General features: G+C 71.8%; 25 protein-coding genes and 1 riboswitch. Of the genes, 18 read left to right on the plus strand and 7 right to left on the minus strand.

What is annotated here, in order from left to right; genetic code table 11:
* Positions 1-46 precede the first annotated feature (46 nt).
* Both AC3IX6_RS36420 and AC3IX6_RS36425 read left to right on the plus strand, forming a co-directional pair.
* Positions 47-1,363: a flavin monoamine oxidase family protein gene (locus AC3IX6_RS36420; RefSeq protein ID WP_489367556.1), complete on the plus strand. Its 1,317-nt coding sequence runs from the start codon at positions 47-49 to the stop codon at positions 1,361-1,363.
* 154 nt (positions 1,364-1,517) lie between these two features.
* Positions 1,518-2,855, plus strand: coding sequence for an aldehyde dehydrogenase family protein (locus AC3IX6_RS36425; protein ID WP_489371666.1), 1,338 nt, complete (start codon positions 1,518-1,520; stop codon positions 2,853-2,855).
* Here the strand turns inward: AC3IX6_RS36425 and AC3IX6_RS36430 are convergent.
* The 3 genes from AC3IX6_RS36430 to AC3IX6_RS36440 form a co-directional block, all read right to left on the minus strand.
* Positions 2,845-3,420, minus strand: a complete 576-nt coding sequence (locus AC3IX6_RS36430) for a putative glycolipid-binding domain-containing protein (RefSeq protein ID WP_489367557.1) — start codon at positions 3,418-3,420, stop codon at positions 2,845-2,847. The genes AC3IX6_RS36425 and AC3IX6_RS36430 overlap by 11 nt on opposite strands.
* Before the next feature lie 74 nt (positions 3,421-3,494).
* A complete protein-coding gene (locus AC3IX6_RS36435; RefSeq protein ID WP_489367558.1) occupies positions 3,495-3,947 on the minus strand; it encodes an Ohr family peroxiredoxin in 453 nt (150 codons plus the stop codon).
* Between the two features lie 75 nt (positions 3,948-4,022).
* Positions 4,023-4,085: riboswitch (guanidine-III (ykkC-III) riboswitch) on the minus strand.
* A 52-nt stretch (positions 4,086-4,137) separates the two neighbouring features.
* The gene (locus AC3IX6_RS36440) at positions 4,138-5,157 is read right to left on the minus strand and encodes an AraC family transcriptional regulator (RefSeq protein WP_489367559.1); all 1,020 of its coding nucleotides are present in this window, start codon (positions 5,155-5,157) and stop codon (positions 4,138-4,140) included.
* A 239-nt stretch (positions 5,158-5,396) separates the two neighbouring features.
* Here AC3IX6_RS36440 and AC3IX6_RS36445 point away from each other — a divergent pair, with 239 nt between their 5' ends.
* Positions 5,397-6,152 carry a type 1 glutamine amidotransferase domain-containing protein gene (locus AC3IX6_RS36445; protein ID WP_489367560.1) on the plus strand — a complete coding sequence of 252 codons (756 nt, stop codon included), beginning with the start codon at positions 5,397-5,399 and terminating at the stop codon, positions 6,150-6,152.
* A 37-nt stretch (positions 6,153-6,189) separates the two neighbouring features.
* On the plus strand, positions 6,190-8,322 hold the full coding sequence (locus AC3IX6_RS36450; RefSeq protein WP_489367561.1) for a discoidin domain-containing protein: 2,133 nt from the start codon (positions 6,190-6,192) through the stop codon (positions 8,320-8,322).
* 84 nt (positions 8,323-8,406) lie between these two features.
* Here AC3IX6_RS36450 and AC3IX6_RS36455 read toward each other — a convergent pair whose 3' ends face one another.
* The 3 genes from AC3IX6_RS36455 to dhaM are packed head-to-tail and all read right to left on the minus strand — an operon-like array spanning position 8,407 to position 10,081.
* Entirely contained in the window at positions 8,407-9,378 is a 972-nt protein-coding gene (locus AC3IX6_RS36455) for an aldo/keto reductase (protein ID WP_489367562.1), read from the minus strand.
* A 39-nt stretch (positions 9,379-9,417) separates the two neighbouring features.
* Positions 9,418-9,702, minus strand: coding sequence for an HPr family phosphocarrier protein (locus tag AC3IX6_RS36460; protein WP_489367563.1), 285 nt, complete (start codon positions 9,700-9,702; stop codon positions 9,418-9,420).
* Positions 9,686-10,081, minus strand: coding sequence for a dihydroxyacetone kinase phosphoryl donor subunit DhaM (dhaM, locus tag AC3IX6_RS36465; RefSeq protein ID WP_489367564.1), 396 nt, complete (start codon positions 10,079-10,081; stop codon positions 9,686-9,688). The genes AC3IX6_RS36460 and dhaM overlap by 17 nt, the downstream gene beginning before the upstream one ends.
* A 57-nt stretch (positions 10,082-10,138) precedes the next feature.
* Here dhaM and AC3IX6_RS36470 point away from each other — a divergent pair, with 57 nt between their 5' ends.
* From AC3IX6_RS36470 to AC3IX6_RS36535, 14 genes are all read left to right on the plus strand, one after another.
* Positions 10,139-10,915 carry an IclR family transcriptional regulator gene (locus AC3IX6_RS36470; RefSeq protein ID WP_489367565.1) on the plus strand — a complete coding sequence of 259 codons (777 nt, stop codon included), beginning with the start codon at positions 10,139-10,141 and terminating at the stop codon, positions 10,913-10,915.
* Positions 10,916-11,289: 374 nt separating this feature from the next.
* A complete protein-coding gene (locus AC3IX6_RS36475; protein ID WP_489367566.1) occupies positions 11,290-12,060 on the plus strand; it encodes an MIP/aquaporin family protein in 771 nt (256 codons plus the stop codon).
* Entirely contained in the window at positions 12,057-13,055 is a 999-nt protein-coding gene (gene dhaK, locus AC3IX6_RS36480; RefSeq protein ID WP_489367567.1) for a dihydroxyacetone kinase subunit DhaK, read from the plus strand. Before AC3IX6_RS36475 ends, dhaK begins: the two co-directional genes overlap by 4 nt.
* 115 nt (positions 13,056-13,170) lie before the next feature.
* A complete protein-coding gene (dhaL, locus tag AC3IX6_RS36485; protein WP_489367568.1) occupies positions 13,171-13,794 on the plus strand; it encodes a dihydroxyacetone kinase subunit DhaL in 624 nt (207 codons plus the stop codon).
* Positions 13,794-15,479: a phosphoenolpyruvate--protein phosphotransferase gene (locus AC3IX6_RS36490; RefSeq protein WP_489367570.1), complete on the plus strand. Its 1,686-nt coding sequence runs from the start codon at positions 13,794-13,796 to the stop codon at positions 15,477-15,479. Before dhaL ends, AC3IX6_RS36490 begins: the two co-directional genes overlap by 1 nt.
* A 298-nt stretch (positions 15,480-15,777) precedes the next feature.
* On the plus strand, positions 15,778-17,625 hold the full coding sequence (locus AC3IX6_RS36495) for a glycosyl hydrolase family 18 protein (protein WP_489367571.1): 1,848 nt from the start codon (positions 15,778-15,780) through the stop codon (positions 17,623-17,625).
* Positions 17,626-17,795: 170 nt separating this feature from the next.
* Complete coding sequence (locus tag AC3IX6_RS36500; RefSeq protein ID WP_489371667.1) at positions 17,796-20,147, plus strand: chitinase C-terminal domain-containing protein; 2,352 nt, start codon at positions 17,796-17,798, stop codon at positions 20,145-20,147.
* 110 nt (positions 20,148-20,257) lie between these two features.
* Positions 20,258-20,407 (plus strand): hypothetical protein, encoded by a 150-nt coding sequence (locus tag AC3IX6_RS36505; RefSeq protein ID WP_489367572.1) that lies wholly within the window; start codon positions 20,258-20,260, stop codon positions 20,405-20,407.
* Positions 20,408-20,423: 16 nt separating this feature from the next.
* Positions 20,424-20,582, plus strand: coding sequence for a hypothetical protein (locus AC3IX6_RS36510; protein WP_489367573.1), 159 nt, complete (start codon positions 20,424-20,426; stop codon positions 20,580-20,582).
* 26 nt (positions 20,583-20,608) lie between these two features.
* Positions 20,609-20,845 carry a hypothetical protein gene (locus tag AC3IX6_RS36515; protein WP_489367575.1) on the plus strand — a complete coding sequence of 79 codons (237 nt, stop codon included), beginning with the start codon at positions 20,609-20,611 and terminating at the stop codon, positions 20,843-20,845.
* A gap of 17 nt (positions 20,846-20,862) precedes the next feature.
* Positions 20,863-21,099: a hypothetical protein gene (locus tag AC3IX6_RS36520; protein ID WP_489367576.1), complete on the plus strand. Its 237-nt coding sequence runs from the start codon at positions 20,863-20,865 to the stop codon at positions 21,097-21,099.
* A 445-nt stretch (positions 21,100-21,544) separates the two neighbouring features.
* The gene (locus AC3IX6_RS36525; RefSeq protein WP_489367577.1) at positions 21,545-21,907 is read left to right on the plus strand and encodes a transglycosylase family protein; all 363 of its coding nucleotides are present in this window, start codon (positions 21,545-21,547) and stop codon (positions 21,905-21,907) included.
* A 516-nt stretch (positions 21,908-22,423) separates the two neighbouring features.
* The gene (locus AC3IX6_RS36530) at positions 22,424-22,852 is read left to right on the plus strand and encodes a hypothetical protein (RefSeq protein ID WP_489367578.1); all 429 of its coding nucleotides are present in this window, start codon (positions 22,424-22,426) and stop codon (positions 22,850-22,852) included.
* Between the two features lie 241 nt (positions 22,853-23,093).
* Positions 23,094-24,569 carry an oxygenase MpaB family protein gene (locus AC3IX6_RS36535; RefSeq protein ID WP_489367579.1) on the plus strand — a complete coding sequence of 492 codons (1,476 nt, stop codon included), beginning with the start codon at positions 23,094-23,096 and terminating at the stop codon, positions 24,567-24,569.
* A 135-nt stretch (positions 24,570-24,704) separates the two neighbouring features.
* Here AC3IX6_RS36535 and AC3IX6_RS36540 read toward each other — a convergent pair whose 3' ends face one another.
* Positions 24,705-25,955, minus strand: coding sequence for a peptidoglycan-binding protein (locus tag AC3IX6_RS36540; RefSeq protein ID WP_489371668.1), 1,251 nt, complete (start codon positions 25,953-25,955; stop codon positions 24,705-24,707).
* Positions 25,956-26,008 lie beyond the last annotated feature (53 nt).

Consider the following 26,008-nt stretch of genomic DNA (forward strand, 5'->3'; position numbering starts at 1 on the left):
CCTCGCCCCCGCCCTCACCCGGCACCGACCGAAGGAAGCACACCCCATGAACCACGACGTCATCGTGCTCGGCGCCGGACTGGCAGGTCTCGCCGCCGCGCGCGACCTGGCCGCGGGCGGGGCCGACGTCCTCGTCGTCGAGGCCCGCGACCGGGTCGGCGGACGCGTCGAGCAGACCAGCCTCCCCGACGGCCGGCTGGTCCAGCTCGGCGGCGAGGTGGTGGGCCGGGCCCACACCGCCTACACCGCCCTGGCCGCGGAACTGGGCCTCACCCTGGTCCCGAGCTACGTCGCCGAGCCCGGCGCCCTCGTCCGCGCCACCCCCGAAGGAGTCTCCGCCGGGGACCCGCCCCACTGGTTCGGCCCAGGCGACGACGCCTGCCACGCCAAGGTCGGCGCCGCTTTCACGGCGCTCGCCGCCGGCGTGGACCCGGCCGACCCCTGGGCCCACCCCGAGGCCGCGCACCTGGACCGGCTGTCCGTCGGCGACTGGCTCCGCTCCCAGGGCGCCACCCGGGCGGTCGTACGCCTCTGGGAGATCGGCCAACTCGCCCTCGCCGACGGCTCCTGCGAACGGACCTCCCTGCTCGCGGCCCTCCGCAAACACGCTGCCGTACCCGGCACCGGCCACTACGAGTACGAGGCGTGGGAGGGCCTGCGCGTGGCCGAGGGTTCGGCGACCGTGGCCCTGCGCATGGCCGAGGGCCTCGGCGGCCGGATCCGTACGGGCTCACCCGTCGAGGCGGTCGCCGTACGGCGGCCCGGCCGCAGCTCCGTACGCCTGGCAGGCGGCGAAACCCTCACCGCCGCCGCCGTGGTCAGCGCGCTTCCGGCCGGACCGCTCCGCGCGGTCGCCGTCACCGGGGTCTGCGCTGAACGGCTCGCCTCCCTGCACCGCCAACGCCACGCCCTCGCCGCCAAGTTCACCGCCGCGTACGCCAGACCCTTCTGGCGCGACCAGGGCCTCAGCGGCCTCTCCGAAAGTGAGGGAGTCCTCGGCAGCACCTGGCCCCAGAGCGAAGGCATCCTCTCCGCCCTCGTCCCGCCCGAACGCTACGGCGTCCTCCTCGGCACGCCCGGCCCCCTGCGCACCGCCGAACTGCTGGCCGACATCGCGCGCCTCTACGGAGACGAGGCGTACCGGCCGCTCGCCACGTTCATCCGGATGTGGGGCACCGACCCGTGGACCCAGGGGTACGTCACCCAGTGGACCCCCGGTGACGTCATGGCCGTCGGCCCCCGGCACGGCACCCACGAACCCCCCTTCTACGTCTGCGGGTCCGACCAGTGGGTGGCCGGATACATGGAAGGCGCCGTCCGCACCGGACGCGCCGCCGCCGAGGAGGCCCTGCGCCGTGGCTGACGCTCCGCACGACTTCATCGCGCCGCACGACCCCACCGCGCCGCACGACCAGACCGGGCCCGCGCACGACCAGACCGCGCCCTCGCAGGGCCACCCCGGGCCCCTGCACAACCACATCGGGGGAGCGGACCGGCCCGCCGCCTCCGGCGCGACCATGCCCCTCACCGACCCCGCCACCGGGCGCGTGCACCGTCACGCCCCGCGCTCGGGCCCCGCCGACACGGACGCGGCCTGCTTCGCGGCGGCGGCCGCGTACGGGCACTGGTCCACCACCACCCCGGCAGTCCGCCAGCGCGCCCTCCTCGGCATCGCCGACGCCATCGAGGCGCACGCGGAGGCCTTCACGGCCGCCGAGACCGGGGACACCGGAAAGCCCGCCGCGCAGTTCAGGGACGAGGAGCTGCCCGCGATCGTCGACGCCGTCCGCTACTTCGCCGGAGCCGCCCGGAACCTCCCGGGCGCCGCCGCGGCCGAGTACACCGAGGGCCGCACCTCCCTGCTGCGCCGCGAAGCGGTCGGGGTCTGCGCCCAGATCACCCCCTGGAACTACCCGCTGATGATGGCCGCATGGAAGATCGCTCCGGCCATCGCCGCCGGCAACACCACTGTGCTCAAGCCCGCCGACACCACCCCGACCTCGTCCGTACTCTTGGCCCGGATCGCCGCGGATCACCTGCCGCCGGGCGTGCTCAACGTCGTCTGCGGGGACCGCGACACCGGCCGCGCCCTCACCGCCCATCCGGCGGTCGCCCTGATCGCCGTCACCGGCAGCGTCCGCGCCGGACAGGAGATCGCGGCGGCCGCCGCGGCCGGCCTCAAACGGGTCCACCTGGAACTCGGCGGCAACGCACCCGCCATCGTCCACGAGGACGTGGACGTGGAGGCCACCGCCGCAGCGCTCGCCGCGGTCGCCTTCTACAACGCCGGCCAGGACTGCACCGCACCCACCCGGCTCCTGGTCCACCGCCGGATCCACGACGCGTTCCTCGCGGCCTTCGCCGCCCACACGGCCGGGCTTCGCGCCGGCGCAGACTTCGGCCCCCTCAACAGCTCCGTCCAACTGGCCGCCGTACAGGGCCTCCTGGACCGTCTCGCACCCCACGCCGGGATCGTCGCCGGCGGCAGCAGGCTCCCGCGCCCCGGCTTCTTCCACGAGCCGACCGTGGTCGCGGGCGTCCGCCAGGACGACGAGATCGTGCAGGAGGAGATCTTCGGACCCGTCGTGACCGTCCAGTCCTTCGCGGACGAGGCAGAGGCCCTGCACCTCGCCAACGGAGTGCGCTTCGGCCTGGCCGCGAGCGTGTGGACCACCGACCACGACCGCGCGATGCGTGCCACCCGCGCCCTGCACACCGGCATCGTCTGGGTGAACACCCACGGCACCACCGTCTCCGAGATGCCCCACGGCGGAGTCAAACACTCCGGCTACGGCAGCGACCTCTCCCTGTCCGGCCTCCTGGACTACACCCAGGCCAAGCACGTCATGCTGTGAGCGAGGCGGCCAGGGAGGGGTAGTCCAGGACCAGACCGTCCTCGTCGAAGACGATGTCCGCGCGGAAGCCGTCGGACGCGTAGCGGACGCGCGCGCCGTGCTCGGCGCGCGCGAGATGCGTGTACGTCTGCCGGTCCGCACTGACGGCGAGGTCCGGGACCGAGACCCAGGCCATGAGGAAGTGGTGCGGTCCGGTTCCGGGCCGCTGGTGCAGGCCGTGGCGGAGCACGGGCATGGTGTTGGTCAGCGGGCAGAGGCCCAGGTCGCAGTCGAACGCGCCGTCGAGATCGGGGCGGTACGCGCCGTCCACGGTCCAGCGTCCGGAGTCGTTCCGCAGGTCCAGCTCGCGGGTCGACGCCGCCGTCTCGACCGTCAGGTGGAGGCGCGAGGTCACGTAGCCGTCGGACGTTTCGAGCGCGTACGCCAGCCAGTACGGCTCGGGGTCCAGACCGACGGCGCGCCCGCGCGCGGCCAGGGCGCCCTGACCGAGGTCGACCCAGGCGGTCGAGTAACCCGAGCCGGGGAAGACCTCCCAGGTGCGCACGAGGCGCCGGGATCCGCTCATGCCGTCACCGTATCCGCCCGCGCGGTGCCCGGCCGGCAGCCGCAGGCGTCCTCCCGCGCCGCGTCGCGCCGGGCTCAGGCTCCGTCGCCGGTGGCGGGGTCGTCCACCGCCAGGAGCGTCAGCGGGATGTTGCCGCGCACGGCCTGCGCGTAGGGGCAGACCGCGTCCGCCCGGTGCAGCAGCGGCTGCAGGTCCGCGGCCCGCCACCCGGGCAGGCTGACGGTGAGGGCCACCGCGAGGCCGTAGCCCGCCGGCGTGTCCGTCGTGCCGAGCTGTACTTCGCACGCCACGTTCGCGGCGGAGGCGTCCGCCCCGAACTCGGCGGCGACCTCCGCGAGCGCGGAGGTGAAGCAGGCGGCGAAACCGGCCGCGAAGAGCTGCTCGGGGTTGGTGGTGCCCGGGACCTTCTTGCGCGGCGGGGCGAGGCGGACGTCCAGGCGCCCGTCGTCGGTGCGGACGGACCCGGTACGGCCCCCGGAGGCGTGCGCGGTCGTCCGGTACAGGCTGCGGGTGAGTGGCACGGTCATGGCGTTCGGCCCATCTTGCTCGACGAGGACGCTGCCCGGGCGCGGACAGCGGAAGGCGCCGCTCGTGCGGCACCTCGCGCGTCGTCGTGCGTAACCGGGTACGGCGCATCTCGTCCGGGGCCTTGGGTCGGCCGCCGGACAATCTAGCAACGGGGACGGCCGTCCGGGGCGTCACCCGCGGTGACCCTCCTCACCCGCGCCCGGCCCCGTCGCGATCCGCGGACGCGGGCCGGTGCCTGCTCCGGTACGCCCCCGGCGGCATGCCCTCCCACCGGGTGAAGGCACGGACCAGGGCCGTCGCGCCGCTCAGGCCGACGAGCGGCGCGATCCGGTCCAGCGGCAGGTCCGTGGTCTCCAGCAGCCGCCCGGCCCGGCCGTGGCGGGCCGTGTCGAGGAGCGCGCGCCACGACGTGCCCTCCGCGTGCAGGGCCCTGCGCAGGGTCCGGACGCTGAGGCTGAGCTCCCCGGCGGGGCCCTCGGGGCCGGCGTCCGCCAGCGCGGCGTCCTCCAGCCACTGCCGTACGCGCTCGGCGACGGTCCCGGCGGCGGACAGCCGGTCCAGCAGCCGGTCGGCGTAGGAGCGGTGCAGGGCGTTGAGCGCCGGGTCGTAGAGGGGGCGGCGCCGGTCGAGGTCCGCGTCGGCGACCGTGATCGCCGTCTCCGGGGCGTCGAAGGCGACGGGACAGCCGAGGACGTCGGCGTACGGCTGCGCCGCGCCCCTGCGGGGGTGGGCGAACGACACGGCCAGGGGTGCCCAGTCGTCGCCGGCGATCCAGCGGCCCGCCCGCACCATGCTGCTGACGACCGCCTCCACCTGCTGGGGGTGCATGGCCGCGGGGGCGACGGTCGGCCGGTAGCAGACCCGGCCGACGCCGTCGTGGCGGTGCAGGGTCACCGTGCCGGCCTGGCTCACCAGCGGGTGGTAGCGCTCGGCCGCCTGCGCGGCGTCCGCGAGGCTGGCGCAGGTGAGGACGAGGTGGCCCAGGATGTGCAGGCCCTCGGGCCTGATGCGGTCACCGACGAGGAGCCCGGTGTGCGGGCCCGCGCCCACGGCGCCGAGCACTTCGTCCCACAGGGCGCGCATCTCGCCGAACTCCAGCCGGTCCGTGGGCAGGGCCCAGGAAGCCGGCCCGCGGGCGCCCTCCACCGTGGCGCTCAGGACGGCGAGGGCGTAGCACGCGGTGACGGAGGGCGGCTCGATGACTGACACATCGGTCAGTCAATGCGGGCGCGCCGCCCCCGTCAACACCGCACCCCACCCCACCGCCCCGGGGGACGACCGCCCGGGCGGGTCCGGAGAGTCAACGGGTTGGCCGCCGGAGTCAATGACGGGGCCGCGGGCCGCTCCTAAGGTCGGCCTGCGGGCAGCGGGGGACTCAGGGCCTCCGCAGCGCCGGGGACGTTCTGCCCCGCCGCCGTCCCGGTCACCACCGCTCAGAGGAGTACGCCGTGATTCTCTTCCTGCTCCCCGCGGGCGACTACGACCCCACCGAGGCGGCCGTGCCCTGGGCCGCGCTGCGGGACGCCGGCTTCGATGTGCGGTTCGCGACCCCGGACGGGAAGGCCGCGTACGCCGATCCCCGGCTCACGGACCTCGGCTTCTCCTGGCTGTCTCCCTGGCTGATGACCCGCCGCGCCGAGCTCGCCGCCTACCGGTACCTCACCGAGGACCCCCATTTCCTCGCCCCCTCCTCGTACAGGGAGGTGGACCCGGCCGACATCACGGGCCTGTTCGTCCCCGGCGGCCACGCCGCGGGCATGCGCACGCTGCTGGAGGACGCCACCGCCCAGTACCTGTTCGCCCGGACCTTCACCCAGGGGCTGCCGGTGGGGGCCGTCTGCCACGGCGTGCTGCTCGCCGCCCGCGCCAAGGATCCCGCCACCGGGCGCTCGGTCCTCCACGGCCGGCGGACGACGGCCCTGACGTCCCTGCTGGAGCTGACCGGTTGGAACCTCACCCGGCTCTGGCTGGGCCGCTACTACCGCACGTACCGCACCACCGTTCAGCAGGAGGTCACCGCGGCCCTTGCCGATCCGGCCCACTTCCTCGCCGGCCCGCCGCTGCCCGTCCGCGACACCGCCGCCCGGCCCGGACGCGGCTTCACCGTCAAGGACGGCAACTACGTCTCCGCGCGGTGGCCCGGCGACTGCCACCGGCTGGCGGCCGACTACCTGGCCCTGGTCCGCACCCACGTCATGTCGTGAAACGCATCGTGAAAGAGAAAAGGAGAAAGGGATGGGGATGAACCGACGAAGAGCCCTCGGGCGAAGGAGAGCCCTCGGGCGAAGCCGGTACCTGTTAACCGGCCTGGTCCTCGCACTGGTCACCCTGCTGCTCGGCCCCTCGGCCGCCGGCGCGTCGGCGGGCCCGCAGTGGTGGGAGCCGGTGGCGCGCCCGGCCCCGGACTCGCAGGTCAACGTCACGGGGGAGCCGTTCACCGGGACCGACGCCCAGGGCCGGGTCCGCGGATACGTGGACGGGCACGTCCACCTGATGTCCAACGAGGGCTTCGGAGGACGGCTGGTCTGCGGAAAGGTCTTCTCCACGGCCGGGGCGGCGGACGCGCTCGGGGACTGCCCGGAGCACTACCCGAACGGCGTCCTCGCCCTCTTCGACATGATCACCAAGGGCGGTGACGGCCGGCACGACCCCACCGGCTGGCCGACGTTCCGCGACTGGCCGGCCCACGACTCCTCCACCCACCAGCAGACGTACTACGCCTGGGTGGAGCGGGCCTGGCGGGGCGGCCAGCGGATCCTGGTGAACGACATGGTCACCAACGGCGTCATCTGCTCGCTGTACTTCTTCAAGGACCGCGGCTGCGACGAGATGACCGCGATCAGGCTCCAGATCCAGAAGACGTACGAGCTCCAGGACCACGTCGACGCCATGTACGGCGGCCCCGGCAAGGGCTGGTTCCGGGTCGTCACCGAGCCGGGCCAGGCCCGCAAGGTCATCGAGGAGGGCAAGCTCGCCGTCGTCCTCGGGGTGGAGACCTCCGAACCGTTCGGCTGCAAGCAGGTGCTGGACGGTGCCCGCTGCACCATGGCCGACATCGACCGTGGCCTCGACGAACTCCACCGGCTGGGCGTGCGCAGCATGTTCCTGTGCCACAAGTTCGACAATGCCCTGTGCGGAGTCCGGTTCGACTCGGGCACCCAGGGCATGGCCATCAACGCCGGCCAGTTCCTGTCGACGGGCACCTTCTGGAGCACGGAGCCCTGCCCCGGCGCCGCACACGACAACCCGATCGGCTTCGGGCTGGCCGCCGAGGGCCATGAGGGGACGGGCGCCGCCGTGACGGCCGAGAACACCGCCACCTCCCGCGAGGAGGCGGAGGCCAGGATCCGGAGCGCACTGCCGGAGGGTGTCGAACTGCCCGACTACGGCGCCTCCTTGCAGGCGGCGCAGTGCAACCGCCGGGGCCTGACCGCCCTGGGCGAGTACGCGGTGCTCGGGATGACCAAGCGCAACATGATGCTGGAAATCGACCACATGAGCGTCAAGGCGGCCAACCAGGCGCTGCGCGTGCTCGAAGCCGAACGCTACTCCGGCGTGCTCTCCACCCACGGCTGGATGGACGACAGCTGGACCGAACGGGTCTACCGCCTGGGCGGCTTCATCACGGGCCACATGTACGAGGCGCCCGCCTTCGCCGCCGAGGCGCGCCGGCACGCCTCCCTGCGGTCCAAGTACGGCGCCGGGTACGGGATCGGCACCGACATGAACGGCTTCGCCTGGCTCCCCGGTCCCCGGGCGGCGGCCGGGAACCCCGTCCGCTACCCCTTCCGCAGCCCCGACGGCGGCTCGGTCCTCGACCGCCAGGTCACCGGCTCGCGCGTCTGGGACGTCAACACCGACGGCGGCGGCACCCACTACGGCCTCGTACCGGACTGGATCGAGGACATCCGGGTCACCGGCGGTCAGGACGTGGTCGACGAGCTCATGCGGGGAGCCGAGGGGTACCTGCGCACCTGGGCGGGAGCCGCCGGCCACACCACCCCGTACGTACCACTGGTCCGCGGCCACCGCCCCTACGCCGGTCACCTGGCCTCCTCGCGCCCCCTGCCCGCGGGATTCACCCACGAGGGAGTCTGGAAGCTGCTGCGGGACCCCGCGCCCGGCACGGTACGGCTCTACGAGTGCAAGGTGGCGAACCACTCGCTGCTCACCCCCGACCCGGGGTGCGAGGGGCAACAGCCCCTGGGCGCGGTCGGATACGCGTACACCAGGGCGGTACCGGGCTCGGTCCCCCTCTACCGGTGCTACGCACCTTCGGTGTTCGACCACTTCGTCTCCAACAGGCCCGACTGCGAAGGGCCTTACGTGAAGGAAGGCCTGCTCGGCCACGTCATGCCGGTGGCTGCCCCGTAGCGACACGACGCCCACACGACACAAAGGTGCCCCCGGCGCGTGCGACCCGGGGGCACCCTCGTGCGGAGCAGAGCTCCGTACCCGCTAGTTCCACGGCAGCCGGGATCTGTGGGACCAGTAGGCCTCAGGTGTCTCGGCCAGGGCCGAGAGCCGGGTGAGCTGCTCGGCGTCGAGGTTCACCCCGGTCGCCTGCAGGTTGGCGGTGAGGTGCCGGGTCGTGGCGGCACCGGAGAGGACGATGCGGGCCCACGGCTGGTGGAGTGCCGCGGCCAGGGCGACGGCGTCGAACGGGGCGTTCGTCGCCTCCGCGAGCGAGGCGAGGACCGGAGGGACGGGCTGCGTCCCGGCCAGACGTCCGTTGGCGAGGGCCTCCTTGACGATGACGGTCAGGCCGGCTTCGTGCGCTTCGGCCAGAGCCGGTCCGGCGGAGGTCTCCAGCAGGTTCCAGGTCGCCTGCACGCTGCCGAACAGCGGTCGGCCGTCGACGGTGAGCTCCAGGGCGGCGCGGATGGCGTCGCGCTGGCCGGGGCCGCTCGTCGTCAGGCCCACGGTGACGCCCGCGGTCGCGAGCGCGGCGAGCCGGCGGTGCAGGGCGGTGTCGGTGAGGGCCGGGCTGTCGGGGGTGACCGAGTGGACCTGGTAGAGGTCGAGCCGGCTGCCGAGCCACGACCGGGTCTCGGCGACCTGCCGGTCGTAGGCGCCGATGCCGTGGTCCTTGACCTCGGGGACCGGGGCGCGGGTGTTCCAGGAGCCGGTGTAGGTGTATCCCCACTTGCTGCCGACGAGCAGGCTCCGCGGGGGCCTGCGGCTGGTCAGCCAGTTGGAGAGGAACTCCTCGGCGTGGCCGTAGGAGCGCGCGGTGTCGACGTAGCGGATCCCGCGGGCGTGGGCCAGGTCGAGGAGTTCGTGGGTGCGGCGGCGCATCGCGGCGAAGGTGCGCGCGGCCGGCAGGTCGCGTTCGCGTCCGAGGGTGATGTAGCCGGGCCGGCCGACTGCGGCCAGGCCCAGTCCCATCCGCTCGACCGGCGACTGGGGGCGTGCGGGAGGTACGGGCATGGCCGGCGGCTCTTCCGGTGGAGTGGCGGCGGGGCGGTGCTATTCGGCGGTGGCGAGGATATCGGCCAGCGCGGTGGCGGCCTCGTGCGCGTCGGAGCCTTCGGCACGCACGGTCACGGTGCTTCCGGCGGTTGCGCCCAGGCCCATTACGGCGAGGACGCCGGTCGGGTTGACCGTCCTGCCGCCGTGTTCGAGCCGTACGGAGCTGGCGAAGCCGGCGGCCGCCCGGGCGAGCTTGCCCGCGGGGCGGGCGTGCAGGTTGGCGGGCAGGACGACGGTGATCTCGTGCGGCGTCGTGGTGGCGGTCTCAGAACTTGACTGCATGGCGAGCCTCTCTGGCTGCGTGGGAGACCGTCTCCAGGTCGGCCCCGGACGAGGCGGTGACCACGGCGGCGACGGCTCCTTCGACGAAGGGCGCGTCGACGATCAGCACGTCGGCGCGGGGGTGGTCTTCCAGGACGGTCTTGGTGGTGAGGACGGAACTGCCGAGGTCGGGGATGACGAGGACGCCGGCTCCGCGGTCCGCTTCCGTGATCGCTGCGAGGACCAGGTCGTAGCTGGTGCCGATCCGGCCGTCCTCGGTGCCTCCGGCGGTGGTGACGGGGACGTCATCCGAGCCGAGCTGCTCGAGCAGCAGGCGAAGGCCCGCCGCGAGCTCGGCGCTGTGTGAGACGAGTACGATGCCGACAGGTGTGGTGCTCATGAACAATGACACTAATTCTCGAAACGAGATTCAGCAATGCTGAACGGGGAGTAACTTATGGTTCAGGCGGTACAGCGGGCGGCCCGCATCTTGCGGGAGCTCGCGACCACGGGGCCCCGGCTGGGTGTGACCGAGCTGGCCGACCGCCTGGGCGTGTCCAAGCCCACCGTCCACGGCCTGCTCCGCACACTGGAGGCCGAGGGCATGGTGGTCCAGGACAAGGATTCCTCCAAGTACCAGCTCGGGCCCGCCCTCGTCCGGCTCGGCAACGCCTACCTGGACACCCAGGAGCTCCGGACCCGGTCGCTGACCTGGGCCGACCAGCTCGCCATCCGGACCGGTGAAGCCGTTTGGGTGGCCGTACTCACCGACGATCACGTCCTGGTGGTCCACCACGCCTTCCGCCCGGAAGGCGCCGTGCAGATCCTCGAAGTGGGCGCCACCATCCCGTGGAGCACTTGCGCCCTCGGCAAGGCCGTCGTGGCCTGGGCGCCGCCCGCCGTGCGCGAGCAGCTGCTCGCCGGCGAACTCGCGGTGCTCACCGGCTCCAGCGTCGTCGACCGGCAGCAGCTGGCGGGTCAGCTGGACGAGGTCCACAGGACGGGCTACGCGCTGGAGGACCAGGAGTCCGCCATCGGTGACGCGGGCATCGCGTCCCCCGTCTTCGACCGTTCGGGTGATGTGGTGGGGGCCATCGGGATCGTGGGTCCCGTCGAGCGCCTGCTGGCCGAAGCGGCGCGCGGGGAGCTGGCCGTCGCGGTCCGGGAGACCGCCCGCAACCTCTCCCGCGACCTGGGTGCGCCCAGGGGGACCGCCCGGCGCGCGGGCGCCTGACCTTTCGGTCCGCTCTGCTTCGCACCGCGTACCCGCCCGACGCTCCTTACGTCCCCGCATCCGACCGAAGCCCGTCCAGGAAGCCCCCGCACGCCTTGTTCCAGGCGCCGGGCCGCCCTGGGCGGGCTTTCGCCTTCCCCGTGCGGAACGGTGGCCCCCAGGACCTCTTGACAGGCCTGAAACGTGGGCTTAACTTCCGAACAACGTTCATCAATGATGAACGTTGATTCCGGGAAATGCCTTTCCGGTTCCCCTTGAGCCGGCCGCCAGGCTGGTGACCCCGACCCCCCAGCCTGGCGGCCACCTCCCCTTGATTCCCGCCCCGCGCGGAGGAGGTGAGACGCCCCATGCGCCGCTCGGCGCCGGGCGCCATCATGGAAGAGAACACTTACCCCCAAAAGCTCCTCGCCGAAATGCTGGGCACCGCGATGCTGGTGTTCATCGGCGTCGGATCGGTACCCGCGACCCTGATCATCGGCGGTGAGGCCCCCTTCACCATGGCCGAACTCGGAATGATCTCGCTGGCGTTCGCCACGGTCGTCATCGCCCTCGTGTACGCGATCGGCCACATCTCCGGCTGCCAGATCAATCCGGCGATCACCCTGGCGCTGGCCGTCACCAAGAAGATGCCCTGGCGGGACGTCCCCGGCTACATCGCCGCCCAAGTGACCGGCGCGGTACTGGGATCCCTGGCCATCGTCGGCGTGCTCGGCCACGAAGCGGTGGACGTCGGTCTGGGCATCGCTTCCTTCGGAGCCCGGACGAGCAGCACGCAGGCGTTCTTCGCAGAGGCCGTCGGCACCTTCATCCTCGCCTTCGTCGTGTTCGGCGCCATCGACCGAAGATCGGCCGGAGGCTTCGCCGGTCTCGCCATCGGACTGGCCGTGTTCGCCATCATCATTCCGATCGCGCCCGCCACGGCTGCCGCCATCAACCCCGCCCGTGCCATCGGTCCCATGGTCACGGGTCAGGTTTTCGGGGCACAGGTCCACTGGGATCAGTTGCCCGTCTACCTCGTCGCCGAGATCGCCGGTGCGGTGGTGGCCGGGTTCCTGTATGCCTTCCTCAATACCCGCCGTTCCGAGGTCGCTCAGGCCGAGCCGTCGGTCGCTCCGGCCCCGGCCGTTGAAGGAGTCCTGTCGTGAAGAAGCTCATCAATGCTCCCGAGGCGGTGCTGGACGAGGCCCTGGCCGGCATGGCCGCCGCCCATCCCTCGCTGGCGGTCGACACCGAGAACAGGGTGATCCGCCGGGCGGGCGGCATGCGGCTCGGCAAGGTCGCGCTCCTCTCCGGCGGCGGCTCCGGGCACGAACCGCTGCACGGCGGCTTCGTCGGATTCGGCATGCTGGACGCGGCCTGTCCGGGGGAGGTGTTCACCTCACCCGTCCCCGGTCAGATGCTGAACGCCGCCCAGGCCGTGGACGGTGGCGCGGGCGTGCTCTTCATCGTGAAGAACTACACCGGCGACGTCCTCAACTTCCAGATGGCCGCCGAACTGGCCACCGAGGAAGGTGTCCTGGTCGAGACGGTCCTGGTCGACGACGACGTCGCCGTCAAGGACTCCACCTGGACGGCGGGACGCCGCGGGACCGGCGCCACCGTCTTCGTCGAGAAGATCGCCGGGGCTCGCGCCGAGCAGGGGGCCGACCTCGCCACCGTCGCGGAGACGGCCCGGCACGTGAACGCCTCTTCCCGCTCGTTCGCCGTCGCCCTGACCGCCTGCAGCACTCCCGCCTCCGGCAAGCCAGGCTTCGACCTGCCCGAGGACGAGATCGAGGTCGGGGTCGGCATTCACGGCGAGCCCGGACGCAGCAGGGAGAAGATCCGGCCGGCCAAGGAGATCGTGGCGACCGCCCTGGAGGCGATCCTCGACGACCTCCCGCTGACGGACGGGGACGAGACCATCGTCATGGTCAACGGCCTGGGCGGCACACCCCTGCTGGAGCTGTACGTGGTCTTCAACGACGTCGCCGCCGCGCTCGGTGCCCAGGGCGTCGTCATTGCCCGCAGCCTGGTCGGAAACTACATCACCAGTCTCGACATGGCCGGTGTTTCCATCACGGTGTGCAAGGCCGATCCCGACATGCTGGCCCTGTGGGACGCACCCGTCAGCACGCCCGCCCTGCGCTGGGGAATCTAGAGCCGGGCGGGTCCGACCACGTGAGGGTTCGGACCCGCCCCCTGTAGGCCCCCGTACGCCCCCCTTTGAATCGCCGCCACCCCGACCGGCGTGACCCCCGAGAACGGAGACTTCCGTGGACACCGACCTTGCCCGCACCTGGGTGCAGGCGATCGCCTCCGCCGTGGAGAAGCAGCAGGACCATCTGACCCAGCTCGACTCGGCCATCGGTGACGCCGACCACGGCGTCAACATGCAGCGCGGATTCTCCGCCGCCACCAAGGCCCTGGCCGATTTCGAGCCGGGCACCGTGGGAGACGTGCTGGTCAAGACCGGCACCACCCTCATCTCCAGCGTCGGAGGCGCCTCCGGCCCGCTCTACGGCAGCGCGTTCCGCGCCATCGGCAAGGCCCTCGACACGCCGACCGTCGAGGCGGAAGCGTTCGCGGGAGCCCTTGAAGCCGGCCTGGACAGCGTACGGAAACTCGGTGCGGCATCGCCCGGGGACAAGACCATGATCGACGCCTATACGCCGGCGCTGGACGCGTTCCGCCGGACGGTCGAAGCCGGCGGCGACTTCGCCGCGGCCGCCCTCGCGGCCGCCACCGCCGCCGAGGAAGGCATGCAGGCCACCACGCCCATGCAAGCCCGCAAGGGACGCGCCTCCTACCTCGGCGCCCGCAGCATCGGCCACCAGGACCCCGGTGCCACCTCCACCGCGCTGATCTTCCGCGCCCTGGCCGAAACGGTAACGCCCTGATGATCCGCCGCAGTTACTCCGGCCACCCTGCCTCAGGCGGTACCGCTCTGGGCGTCCTGCACCGTACGGACCGCCCGCGCACCACCGTGGTGCTGCCGCGCCGCAGCGCCGGCGACCCCGTCCAGGAGGTGACCGGCGCCTTCGACGCCGTCGCAGGCCAGCTGATCGCGCTGTCCACCACCCTGCGCGAGCAGGGCAAGGACGAGCAGGCCGACATCATGGAGGTCAACGGCTACATCGCACTCGACGAGGACCTGCGGGGGCAGGCGGTCGAGCGGACCCGTCAGGGGCTCCCCTCCTCCGTGGCGGTCCGCCAGGCCATCGACACCTACGCCGCGGTCATCGGCTCGCTCGACGATCCCACGCTCGCGGAACGCGCGGCCGACGTGCGCCAGGTCGGCCGCCGCGTCCTGGCCCACCTGCACGGCGACACCGGCCCCCTGCCGGACCAGCCGCTCGTCCTGGCCGCCCACGAGATAGGCGCGGCTGACCTGCTCGAACCCGGACAGACGGTGATCGCCGCCGTCTCCGTCACGGGCGGCCCCAACTCGCACGCCGCGATCATCGCCCGCTCCCTCGGGATCCCCCTCCTCCTGGCCGTCGACCCGAGGTTCCTGGAGCTGCCCGACGGCCAGGAGGTGCTGCTGGACACCGGGGGCGCCGCGGCGGTGACCCACCCCGACGAGGACGAACGCGCGGCGGCGCTGGCAGCCATGGACGCGGCGCGGATCCTGCGGGCCACGCTCGCCAAGGAGCGGCACCTGCCCGCCGAGACGCTCGACGGGCAGCGCGTCACCCTGCGCGCCAACGTGGCCACGCCCGCCGAGACCCGCAGGGCGCTGGAGGCCAGAGCCGAGGGTGTGGGCCTCCTGCGCACCGAACTGCCGTTCCTCAACGCCCGTACCTGGCCGACCCGAAGCCAGCACGCCGCCGCCATCGGCCCGGTGCTGCGCGCGCTCGAAGGACAGGTGGTCATCGCCCGCACCCTGGACTTCGCGGACGACAAGCTGCCCCCCTTCCTCGCCGACGGCAACGGGGACCAGCGGCTGGGGCGGGGCCTTCCGTACATGCTCGCCGAGCCGGACGCCTTCGCCGATCAGTTCCGCAGCCTGCTCGCCTCGGGCAGCGGGACCGACTTGCGCATCATGATCCCCATGGTCGCCGACGTCCACGAGTTCCGCGCCTGCCGACGGCTGCTCGCCGCCGCCGCCGACGAGCTGGGGGTGTTCGCGCCGCCCCTGGGCGTCATGGTCGAACTCCCGGAAGCGGTCGCCGCCGCCGACGACCTCGCCCGCGAGGCGTCGTTCCTCTCCATCGGCAGCAACGACCTCACCAGCCAGATCCTCGGCATGGACCGTCGCGACCCGGCCGCCACCCCGGCACTCGCCGCCCACCCCGCCGTGCTCCGCGCCATCGCGCAGGTCGTCACCGCGGCACGCCGTCACCATCGTCACGTCTCGGTGTGCGGTGACGCCGCCGCGCACCCCCTGGTGACCCCGCTCCTCGTCGGGCTCGGCTGCGACTCGCTCTCCGTCTCGCCCGCGGTCCTCGACGAGGTCCGTGCCCGCGTCCGCCGGCTCAGCCACCAGACCTGTGCCGACGTGGCCGCCACCGCCCTGTCCCGGGAGAGCGCCGAGGACGTGTGGGAGCTCGTACGGCAGCACTGCCTGCCGGCCTTGCCCTGAGGTCACCCCGTCTTCGGTCATGCCCTGAACCCTGTTGCGGATCACCCTCCGCAACAGGCTTCCGGCGTTCCCACGCGCCGGGCTTCGTGCTGTCCAAAATCCCCTCCTGCATCCTCAAGTTGCCCTGAATTACGGTCAGTTGATCGCTGCGGAATAAGACATTCTGTTAATGGTCTGGACCTATTGACTAATTGGTCCAGACCTTTCTAGTCTCGCCGCAGCGCCATCGGCAAAGGCCGCACAGTGCGCATCACGGACCACCCCCATGAGTTGCCCGTCCGCACCTTGAGGAGCACCGTTGAACCCCCAATCCACCCCGAACCGCAGTCGGTTCAGATCCAGGACCCTCGCGGGTCTGACCGCGCTGCTGCTTCCGCTGGCCGCCATGGTCGGCCTCGCGGCCCCCGCGGAGGCCGCCACCTCGGCGACCGCCACCTTCAGCAAGCCCTCCGACTGGGGCTCCGGCTTCGAGGGCAAGTGGACGGTGAAGAACACCGGAACCACCGCACTGACCTCCTGGACCGTCGAGTGGGACTTCCCCTCCGGCACCACCGTCACCTCCGCCTGGGACGCCGTCGTCACCAGCTCCGGGAACCACTGGACCGCCAAGGACAAGGGCTGGAACGGAAGCCTCGCCCCCGGAGCCTCCGTCACCTTCGGCTTCAACGGCACCGGCACCGGCTCGCCCAGCGGCTGCAAGCTCAACGGCGGCTCCTGCGACGGCGCCGGCACCCCCGCAGACAGCGCCCCCTCCGCCCCCGGCACCCCGAGCTCCTCCGACATCACCGACACCTCGGTGAAGCTGTCCTGGGCCGCTGCCACCGACGACAACGGCATCAAGAACTACGACGTCCTGCGCGACGGCACCAAGGTCGCCACCGTCACCGACCCGGCCTACGCGGACACCGGCCTCACCGCCGGCACCGACTACGCGTACACGGTCAAGGCCCGCGACACCGCCGACCAGAGCGGTCCCGCCAGTGAGGCGCGCTCCGTACGCACCACGGGCGGCTCCACGACACCGGTCCCCGGTTCCACCGTCAAGCTGGGGTACTTCGCGAACTGGGGCGTCTACGGGCGCAACTACCACGTCAAGAACCTGAAGACCTCCGGCTCCGCCGGCAAGATCACCCACATCAACTACGCCTTCGGCAACGTCAAGGACGGCAAGTGCGTCGTCGGCGACGCGTACGCCGACTACGAGCGGTCGTACACGGCCGAGGAGTCCGTCGACGGGGTCGCCGACACCTGGGACCAGCCGCTGCGCGGCAGCTTCAACCAGCTGCGCGAGCTGAAGAAGGAGAACCCGGATCTCAAGGTGCTGTGGTCCTTCGGAGGCTGGACCTGGTCCGGGGGCTTCGGCAAGGCCATGGAGAACCCGGACGCCTTCGCGCAGTCCTGCTACGACCTGGTGGAGGACCAGCGCTGGGTCGATGTCTTCGACGGCATCGACCTCGACTGGGAGTACCCCAACGCCTGCGGCCTGACCTGCGACACCAGCGGCCCGGACTCCTTCAAGGCCATGATGAAGGCCATGCGCGGGAAGTTCGGCACGAACAACCTGCTCACCGCGGCCGTCACCGCCGACGCCTCCGAGAACGGCACCATCGACAAGGCCGACTACGCGGGCGCCGCGCAGTACATGGACTGGTTCAACGTGATGACCTACGACTTCTTCGGATCCTGGGCGGACAAGGGCCCCACCGCACCGCACTCCCCGCTCACCGCCTACGAGGGCATCCCCAAGGCCGGCTACAACTCGGCCGACGCGATCGCCAAGTACAAGGCCAAGGGAGTCCCGGCCGACAAGCTCCTCCTCGGCATCGGCTTCTACGGCCGCGGCTGGACCGGCGTCACCCAGGACGCCCCCGGCGGAACCGCCACCGGAGCCGCCGAAGGCACCTACGAGAAGGGGATCGAGGACTACAAGGTCCTCAAGTCCTCCTGCCCGGCCACCGGCACGGTCGCAGGCACCGCCTATGCCCACTGCGGCACCAACTGGTGGAGCTACGACACCCCGGAGACCATCACGTCCAAGATGGGCTGGGCCAAGGAGCAGAAGCTCCGCGGAGCGTTCTTCTGGGAGTTCAGCGGCGACACCGGCGACGGTGAGCTGGTCGGAGCCATCGACAGCGGCCTGAAGTAGCCGATGCCGTCTCCCCTGCGCGCCGACCCCCTGCGCCCCGATTCCTTGTGCACCGACCCCTTGTGCACCGGTCCCGCACGCGCCGACGCTCCCTCCCGGAGGAACGAGTGTTGATCCGATCCAAGCCCGCGCGGCGCCCCGCCGCCGGCCGTCGGACGTCCGGCAGCCGGGTGGCCTTCGCCGCCGGCGCCGCGGCGGCCACGATCGCCGGACTGCTGGTCGCCGCCACCCTCGGAGCCGCGCCCTCACAGGCCGCCGCCCCCGCCGACAACCAGGCGTGCCGCCCCGACGGCATGTACACCACGCCCGGCGTGGACGTCCCGTACTGCTCGGTCTACGACACCGAGGGCCGCGAGAAGATGGGCGCCGACCACCAGCGCCGCGTCATCGGCTACTTCACCGGCTGGCGCACCGGCAAGGACGGCACTCCCGCCTACCTGGTGAACAACATCCCCTGGGACAAGGTCACCCACCTCAACTACGCCTTCGGACACGTCGGCGCCGACAACAAGCTCTCGGTCGGCACGGACGGCCCGGACAACGCCGCGACCGGGATGACCTTCCCCGGTGTCACCGGTGCGGACATGGACCCCGACTACGCCTACAAAGGTCACTTCAACCTGCTGAGCAAGTACAAGAAGCAGCACCCGGACGTCAAAACCATGATCTCGGTGGGCGGTTGGGCCGAAACCGGCGGCTACTTCGGTGACGACGGCAAGCGCGTCGCATCGGGCGGCTTCTACTCGATGACCGTCAACGCGGACGGGACCGTCAACCAAGCCGGCATCGACACCTTCTCGGACTCCGCCGTCGCCTTCGTCAAGAAGTACGGCTTCAACGGCGTCGACGTCGACTACGAGTACCCGACCTCGATGAAGGATGCGGGCAACCCGCTCGACTGGTCGATCGCCAACGACAAGCGCGGCTCCCTGGTCAAGGGATACGCGGCCCTGATGAAGACGCTGCGCGAGAAGCTGGACCGGGCGGGCGCAGCCGACGGCAAGCACTACCTGCTGTCGATCGCCTCCCCGTCCTCCGGCTACCTGCTGCGCGGCATGGAGACCTTCCAGGTCACCCAGTACCTGGACTACGTCAACATCATGTCCTACGACCTGCACGGCGCCTGGAACAAGTACGTCGGCCCCAACGCCTCGCTCTTCGACGACGGGAAGGACGCCGAGCTCACGGCGGCCAACGTGTACGGAACGGAGCAGTACGGCGGGATCGGCTACCTCAACACCGACTGGGCCTACCACTACTTCCGCGGAGCGATGCCCGGCGGCCGCATCAACATCGGACTTCCCTACTACACCCGCGGCTTCAAGAACGTGCAGGGCGGCACCGACGGTCTGTGGGGCACGTCCTCGACCAGCACCTGTCCGGCCGGCTCCGGCCTGACCAGCTGCGGCGACGGCGCCTCCGGCATCGACAACCTCTGGCACGACAAGGACGACAACGGCAACGAGTCCCCGGCGGGCTCCAACCCGATGTGGCACGCCAAGAACCTGGAGAAGGGAATCGTCGGCGACTACGCCACCACGTACGGCTTCCCCGCGAACACCACGCTGACCGGCACCTACACCCGCACGTACGACTCGACCCTGGTCGCACCGTGGCTGTGGAACGACACCAAGAAGGTGTTCCTCTCCACGGAGGACGAACAGTCCGTGGCCGCCAAGGCCGACTACGTCATCGACCAGGGCGCCGGCGGCACCATGATCTGGGAGCTCGCGGGCGACTACCGCTGGGACGCCGCCGCGCACGGAGGCAGCGGCCAGTACGTCTCCGGCTCCACCCTGACCACGCTGATGTACGACAAGTTCAAGAACGCCACGGCGTACTCCGCGACCCGCTCGACCGTCGCGCTGCCACAGCAGACCCTCCCGATCGACGTGACGTTCACCGGCTTCGCCCTGGGCGACTCCAACTACCCGATCAACCCGAAGATCCACATCGTCAACAACTCGACGGTGAGCCTCCCGGGAGGAACGGAGTTCCAGTTCGACTACGCCAACTCGGCTCCCGGAAACGCCAAGGACCAGTCCGGCTTCGGCCTGAAGGTGATCCGTCAGGACCACACGGCCGCCCACAACATCGGCGGCCTCAAGGGCACCTACAACCGCGTCTCGGTCAAGCTGCCGTCCTGGCAGACCCTGGCCCCGGGCGGTTCCGTGGACATCGACTTCACCTACTACCTGCCCGTGTCGACCCCGGCCAACTGGACGGTCGACATCGGGGGCACCCCGTACGGCCTGACCGGCGACCTGACCCGCGGCACGACGCCCGGCAGCAGCCCGTCCCCGTCCCCGACCGGGAGCCCCTCCGGCTCGCCGTCCTCCTCGCCGTCCTCGACGTCGGGCAGCTGCACCGCACCGAGCTGGAAAGCCGACACCATCTATCCCGTCAAAGGCACCCAGGTCTCCTGGAAGGGCCGCACCTACACGAACAGGTGGTGGAGCCTGAACGAGGACCCCTCCACCACGGGCCAGGACGGAGTCTGGACCGACAACGGACCCTGCTGATCCCCGACGCATGACCCGGAAGGGTCTGGCCGGCATCCCGCGGGATGCCGGCCAGAGCCTTGCCCGGCGGCCACCCGAACGGCCCGCCGGCCGCGCGGCACTCCCTTGCCGTGCCGGAGGCTGAAGGCCGCCGCCCCGTTCCGCACTCGGCGTACAACACGGTCGCCGAGGCCCACGACAACAGCTTCAAGCACATCTTCCCGAGGCTCTCCGAGGTGGACACCACAGATCACGTGATCGAGCTGCTCAAGGCCCGCTGAGACGGTTGTGGTCCTGATGGGCGTACGCGGCTCCGCCGGCCGGATCAGGGACGTGGTCCTGTCCCGGGAAGAGGGCGGACGCTATGCGTGGCGCCTGGGCCTGGGCGCCATGGCCGGGATGCTGGTGCCGCTCCTGATCGGCATCGTCACCGGCCACGTCGCTACGGGAAGCTGATCGCCCTGTCCGCCTTCCTCTTCGGCATGGACGTTCCGCGCGGCTCCACGGCCGCCCGTACGGCCGTCTGTGCCCGTCGGACCCTCCTGTTCACCGCGGCCGCGGCCCTGGGCATCGAGGTCGAGGGAAACCTGCCCGCCACCGTGGCCGCCATCGCCCTGGTCAGCCTCCTGGTACAGGTGCGCGGCGTCGGACCCGGACCACTCATCCTGCTGCCGTTCATCACCGGCCCCCACACCTGCCGCACGGGACCTGGGTACTGATCGGCATCGTCACCACCATGCGCCCCAGCTGGGGCCAGCCGAACGAGCGCATCGTCAAACGCCTGGTCGGCACCGTTCTCGGCGCAGCCGTCGCGGCCTCGGCCACCCTGCTGCTCTGGCCCCACCACGAAGAGACCAACGTGCCGGGCCGCATCGCACTGCTGCTCAGCGCCCAGGCCTGCTGGCTCGACCGGGCCGCCTCGGTCATCGGGCATCCGCTGCCCCAGGAACGACTGCAGCCCGCCGCGGCGTAGAAGCCGCCGAGGCGGACCTCACCGCCTCCCGCGCCCGCCTGGCCGCACAGCCACACCCCGCAGCCGAACTCCTCGCCGAACTGGACGCCACCACGGCAGCATCGGCCCGGCTGCGGGAACTGATCCACGCGCACTACCCCTACGACGCGTCCGAGCTGCCCTTCACCGCCGATGAACTGCGCCGCATCGCAGGCGACCTGCGCTCGGCATCCGGGCGTTCGGTCCGGAACGGGCCGGCAGCCCCTTCCGGCCGCTGGCGGAGGCTGTTCGCGGCTGCGTGAGGGCCGTAGAGCGTCCGTTCGGGTGGCGTTGTCCCCTCCCCGATGGTAAGTGCGCCTGGATGCACGCCGGTCCGTGCTGTGCTGTGGCCACGACCCGACCACGGTCGTACGCGGGCCCGCCCGCTGTTCGCGGCAGGTACGGCCCCAACAGCGAAGGAGGACTGATGTCGCACTACCGGAAGGACCGGCGAAGCCGGAGCAGGATCGGTCAACTGCTCGTCCTGATCATGGTGTTGGCAGTTCCGCTCCTGGAGGTTTCCGGAGCCCGTGCCGCCACGGTCCACTCCAAACAGGGCCCCGACTGGGATGCCATCGCCCGCTGTGAATCCGGCGGGAACTGGCGGGCGAACACCGGCAACGGCCATTACGGCGGCCTGCAGTTCACCCAGTCGAGCTGGAAGGCGGCCGGGGGCCGCAAGTACGCACCACGCGCCGATCTCGCCACGAAGGCGCAGCAGATCGCCACGGCGAGGAGGCTCGCCAAGATCCAGGGCATGGGGGCCTGGACCTGCGCACGCCGCATCTGAGGGACCCGCCGCATCGGATCGCCGGGCTCCAACAGGGCGATTCGGCCGCCTTGTTGGAGCGGCTCCTTGGACGGCGAGGCCGTCGATCAGTTCGGCGCCGGGGATCTCCGTGAAGCGCTTCCCGGGCGCGATGAGTTTCCCGCGGCGGCGCCCGCTGTCGATCAGCACGTACGGCATGTCACGGACGGCCGTGGCCATCAGAAGAGGCCTGGTCGTTCGGCAGCCCCTGCCCGCAGACGCGCCCCTGGGCTCCGTTGCGCTGCTCTGGTGCCGGTCTGACACCGCTCTGGCCGGCGGAGCGGTACACGGCCGGGCGAGGTGGGTGTAGACGGCATGGGTCCGGTCGGGCTGGAGTGCCGTCTGACGGGCCGCCCACCCTGTCTGACCTGCCGATTCATGCGAAATGCAGGTGGGGTGGGGGTGTGGTGTGCGGATGCGGGCCCGGGGGCCCTGTGTCAGCTTGGAACGAGTGGGGGCTGGACCGGGGGGCGTCTTCCCCGAAGGGGTGCATCACAGATGAACCGACTTCTCGCCACGGCCGTGAGCACGGCCGCCGCAGCACTGCTCGTGGCCGGCGGGGCCGCCTCGGCCTTCGCCGCCGCGCCCACCGACGACGCGACCACGGAGCTGTGCAGCAGTCTGACCGAACTCAAGGCAGACAACGCGAAGTTGCGTGCGCTCGACCCGGCGACAGCCACCAAGGACCAGATCAAGGACGCCCACAAGGCCGTCCAGGACGACTGGAAGACCGTCGCCGAGTCCACCGCGCAGTTCAATGCCGCTCAGAAGGACGCGGTCAAGACCGCGGCCAACGATGTGAAGAAGACGTACGAGGACCTGCCCGGCGACACCACCGGCGCCGAGGCCCTCACCAAGCTCACCCCTGACCTGCAGAAGCTCGACACGGCCGTCGCGAGCGCCCAGACCGGCCTCCAGTGTGGCTGACCGGCTGACCGGCTGACCGGCTGACCGGCTGACCAGCGGACCGGCTGACCAGCGGACCGGACGCATCGCCGGGCGGGGCGCGGTACGGGCGCGCCCCGCCCGGCGATGCACTGTCGTCGGCGCCGTGCGGGCAGGAGTTCGGGGGCGCCCACATCAGGGTGATCCACGCGGTTGACCGGACCCGGGCCACCGCCAAGGACGTTGTAGGTCCGATCGGTCCCAGCGCCCCCAGGAGCCCCGCGTGCCCCACTTGCCCTTGCCCTTACCCGCCACCCCCGACTCAACCCCCGACTCCACCGCCACCCCCGACTCCAGCTCCGCCCCCGTGCCCGCCCCGAGCCCCGGCCCGATGCGCCAGACCCTCGGTGAGTGGCGCATCGGGCTCGTGGCCTGGCGGCTGCTCGTCCTGCAGACGGCGCACCCCGTCGTCGCGGCCGGTACCGCCCGTTACTCCACCTACCGCGCCCACCCCTGGCGGCGCATCGAGCACACCATGGACAGCGGCAGCCGGCTGTTCTTCGGGGGCCCCGAGGAGCGCCGGCGCGAGATCGCCCGCCTGCAGCGTGCCCATCGCCGGATCCGCGGCACCGACGATGTCGGGCGCCCGTACAGCGCCGAGGACCCGGAGGTCCGCGCCTGGGTGATGGTGACGCTCTACGAGGCCATGACGGCCATGCGCGAGCTGTCCGGCGACCCCCTGAAGCCGGCCGAACTCGATGTGCTCTACGGGGAGTTCAAGGAGGTCTGTGAGGCCCTGGGCATCACCGGCGAGGTCCTCCCGGCGACCGCCGCCGATGTGCCCGGCTATGTGGAGCGGACCGTCCGTGAAGTCCTCGAATGCGGCGACACGGTCCGCTACCTGCTCTTCGACATGCTCCGCGAGGCCCCCGCGCCCCGGCGCCTGGGGTGGCTGCGGCCCGCCTGGCCGCTGCTGCGCGCCGTGGCCGCCCGCACGCTGATCACCCTCACCCTCGCCGACCTGCCCTCGCCCTGGCACGAGCGCTTCGGCATGCCCCGGACCCGGACGGCGGCCGTCCTGTCCTGGGTGGTGCACCGCGGCATGCGCCAGGTCATGACCCGGCTGCCGGACCACATGCGCTACCGCGGCCAGTCCGGCGACAGCCACCGCCCCGACGCCCGCCGGTCGGCGCCCCCGCGCCTGCCCCGGCCCCGGGCGTCCGACTCCCGGCCGGCCCGGCTCGAAGCCTTCTTCCGGCAGGTGCTCGATCAGACCGGCGACGGCCGCGTCGACTCCGCCGACCTCCAGGCCATGGTCCACAACGTGTGCTGGCAGCTCGAACTGCCCACTGCCCACGAGGACCGGCTCTACGCCGCGTTCGAGACCTGGTGGAAGCAGCTGTGCGCGGGCATGGACACGGACGGGGACGGCGCGGTCGAGTGCGCCGAGTTCGTGACGGCCATGCTCAACGGCATGGATCAGGAGCCGGATTACCTGGAGAACGGCCTGAAGCCCGCGATGCGCGCCCTGTTCCGGACCGCGGACACCGATGGCAGCGGACACCTGTGCGCGGACGAGTACCGGATCCTCTTCGGCGGCACCCGCGTGCACCCGGCCGAGCTCAATCACGGCTTCCGGGAACTGGACGCGGACGGCGACGGCAGGATCAGCGAAGAGGAATTCGTCGCCGCGTTCACGGAGTTCTTCACCGCCCTCACGGAATCGACCGCCGGCACGGCCCTCCTCGGCCGCCCCTGACACGGACCCGCGTACCTCGCCGCCGCGGATCTCGAAGGGGGTCTTGACGCCCCGGCGTACCGACCGGCCCGCACCATAGGGCCGGTCGGCACGTTTCACCCGCCCGCGCCGCAGAACCGCGAGGGCGGCCGGGTCTTACGCGAAGAGCCGGCGCCAGGTCTCAGGACCCGGGTAGCCGTCCGCCTCCGCGCCGCTCCAGCCCTGTGCCCGCTGGAACGCCTCGACGTTGCGCCGGTCGCTCTCGGACCAACGGGGTCCGGGGCTTTCGGAGTAGTGCCGCCCGTAGCCGCGCTCCACGAGCCGGCGTCCCAGCTCGGCCACGTGGCCGTTGGACTGCCCGGGCCGGAAGTGCTGCCGGCCGGGGAAGGCGGAGCCGGTCGCCGATCCGTCGCTGCCGGAGGCGATGTCCCGTCCCCCGCCGCCGGTGAGCAGGGCCCAGGTGGCCGGGCCCGGGACGCCGTCGGCCTCGGCGCCGCGCCATCCCTGCGCCTCCTGGAAGGCCTTGGTGGCGGCCCGGTCCGCCGAGCTCCACACGGGTCCCGGACCGGAGGTGTAGAAGCGCCCTCCGCCTCGGGCCACGAGCATCTTGCCGAGCCGGGTGACGTGCGCGTTGTTCGCCCCGGGGCCGAAGGCCTGCGCGCCGGGGAACGAGCCGCCGGAGTCCTCGTCTCCGCCGCCCTCGCGCAGGCCCGTGTAGCGGTAGGCCACGTAGCGCGAGGAGTTGTTCCAGTACGCGTACGGGGTCGTGCGCTTCAGGGTGTGCGGGCGGGTCTGCTCGTAGGCGGTGTACTGGGTCCTGGCCGAGTCGGCCCAGCCGCCGAAGATCACCACGTGGGAACCCGCGCCGGGGTTCGAGGGGTTGTGGAACAGCAGGATGTCGCCGGGCTGCAGTTCGGACTTGGAGATGCGCTGCCCGTACTGGTCCAGGCTGCCGGTCCACTGGTTGGAGCCGAGGCCCCAGGCCATCGACACGAAGCCGGAGCAGTCCGTCCGGTAGCCGTCCCGGTAGGCGTTCATGCTGTACGGAACCTGCGCGTCGACCCACTGCCGGGCGCGGCGCATGATCTCGGCCCGGGTGGTGGCGGTGGCGCCCGGGGAGGCGTTCAGGCGCGTCGTGGGGGCTTCCAGGAGCGGGCCGGCCGGACCCTGCGGAGTGGACTGCGCGCCGTCGGGGGAGGGGGTGCGACTCGTTTCGACGGCCTGGGCCGAGGCGGCCGGCCCGGGCAGGACGGCCAGGCCGCAGGCTCCGGCGACGGTGGCCACGGCCATGGCGCGGACCCGCCCGCGCGGTGCGTGCCGGGCGACGGAGGCTCGGCGCTCGGACCGGCAGCCCGGGCAGGGGCAGTTCGTGCCCGGCTGTATCTCGGTGAACTCGATCATCGATATGATGGGACAAATCCCTCCTGGTAGGAACATATAGGACCCAACTTGATCATGGT

It is taken from the genome of Streptomyces sp. GL_141 (assembly GCF_057834385.1).

Bases quoted from the DNA above. Each gene is read 5' to 3' on its own strand.
- AC3IX6_RS36490 (WP_489367570.1), top strand. From the start codon at position 13,794: ATGATCCGCCGCAGTTACTCCGGCCACCCTGCCTCAGGCGGTACCGCT.
- AC3IX6_RS36530 (WP_489367578.1), top strand. From the start codon at position 22,424: ATGAACCGACTTCTCGCCACGGCCGTGAGCACGGCCGCCGCAGCACTG.
- AC3IX6_RS36515 (WP_489367575.1), top strand. From the start codon at position 20,609: ATGGACGTTCCGCGCGGCTCCACGGCCGCCCGTACGGCCGTCTGTGCC.
- AC3IX6_RS36420 (WP_489367556.1), top strand. From the start codon at position 47: ATGAACCACGACGTCATCGTGCTCGGCGCCGGACTGGCAGGTCTCGCC.
- AC3IX6_RS36460 (WP_489367563.1), bottom strand. From the start codon at position 9,702: ATGCAGTCAAGTTCTGAGACCGCCACCACGACGCCGCACGAGATCACC.
- AC3IX6_RS36525 (WP_489367577.1), top strand. From the start codon at position 21,545: ATGTCGCACTACCGGAAGGACCGGCGAAGCCGGAGCAGGATCGGTCAA.
- AC3IX6_RS36425 (WP_489371666.1), top strand. From the start codon at position 1,518: ATGCCCCTCACCGACCCCGCCACCGGGCGCGTGCACCGTCACGCCCCG.
- AC3IX6_RS36520 (WP_489367576.1), top strand. From the start codon at position 20,863: ATGCGCCCCAGCTGGGGCCAGCCGAACGAGCGCATCGTCAAACGCCTG.
- AC3IX6_RS36510 (WP_489367573.1), top strand. From the start codon at position 20,424: ATGGGCGTACGCGGCTCCGCCGGCCGGATCAGGGACGTGGTCCTGTCC.
- AC3IX6_RS36450 (WP_489367561.1), top strand. From the start codon at position 6,190: ATGAACCGACGAAGAGCCCTCGGGCGAAGGAGAGCCCTCGGGCGAAGC.
- AC3IX6_RS36435 (WP_489367558.1), bottom strand. From the start codon at position 3,947: ATGACCGTGCCACTCACCCGCAGCCTGTACCGGACGACCGCGCACGCC.
- AC3IX6_RS36470 (WP_489367565.1), top strand. From the start codon at position 10,139: ATGGTTCAGGCGGTACAGCGGGCGGCCCGCATCTTGCGGGAGCTCGCG.
- AC3IX6_RS36475 (WP_489367566.1), top strand. From the start codon at position 11,290: ATGGAAGAGAACACTTACCCCCAAAAGCTCCTCGCCGAAATGCTGGGC.
- AC3IX6_RS36430 (WP_489367557.1), bottom strand. From the start codon at position 3,420: ATGAGCGGATCCCGGCGCCTCGTGCGCACCTGGGAGGTCTTCCCCGGC.
- dhaM (WP_489367564.1), bottom strand. From the start codon at position 10,081: ATGAGCACCACACCTGTCGGCATCGTACTCGTCTCACACAGCGCCGAG.
- AC3IX6_RS36455 (WP_489367562.1), bottom strand. From the start codon at position 9,378: ATGCCCGTACCTCCCGCACGCCCCCAGTCGCCGGTCGAGCGGATGGGA.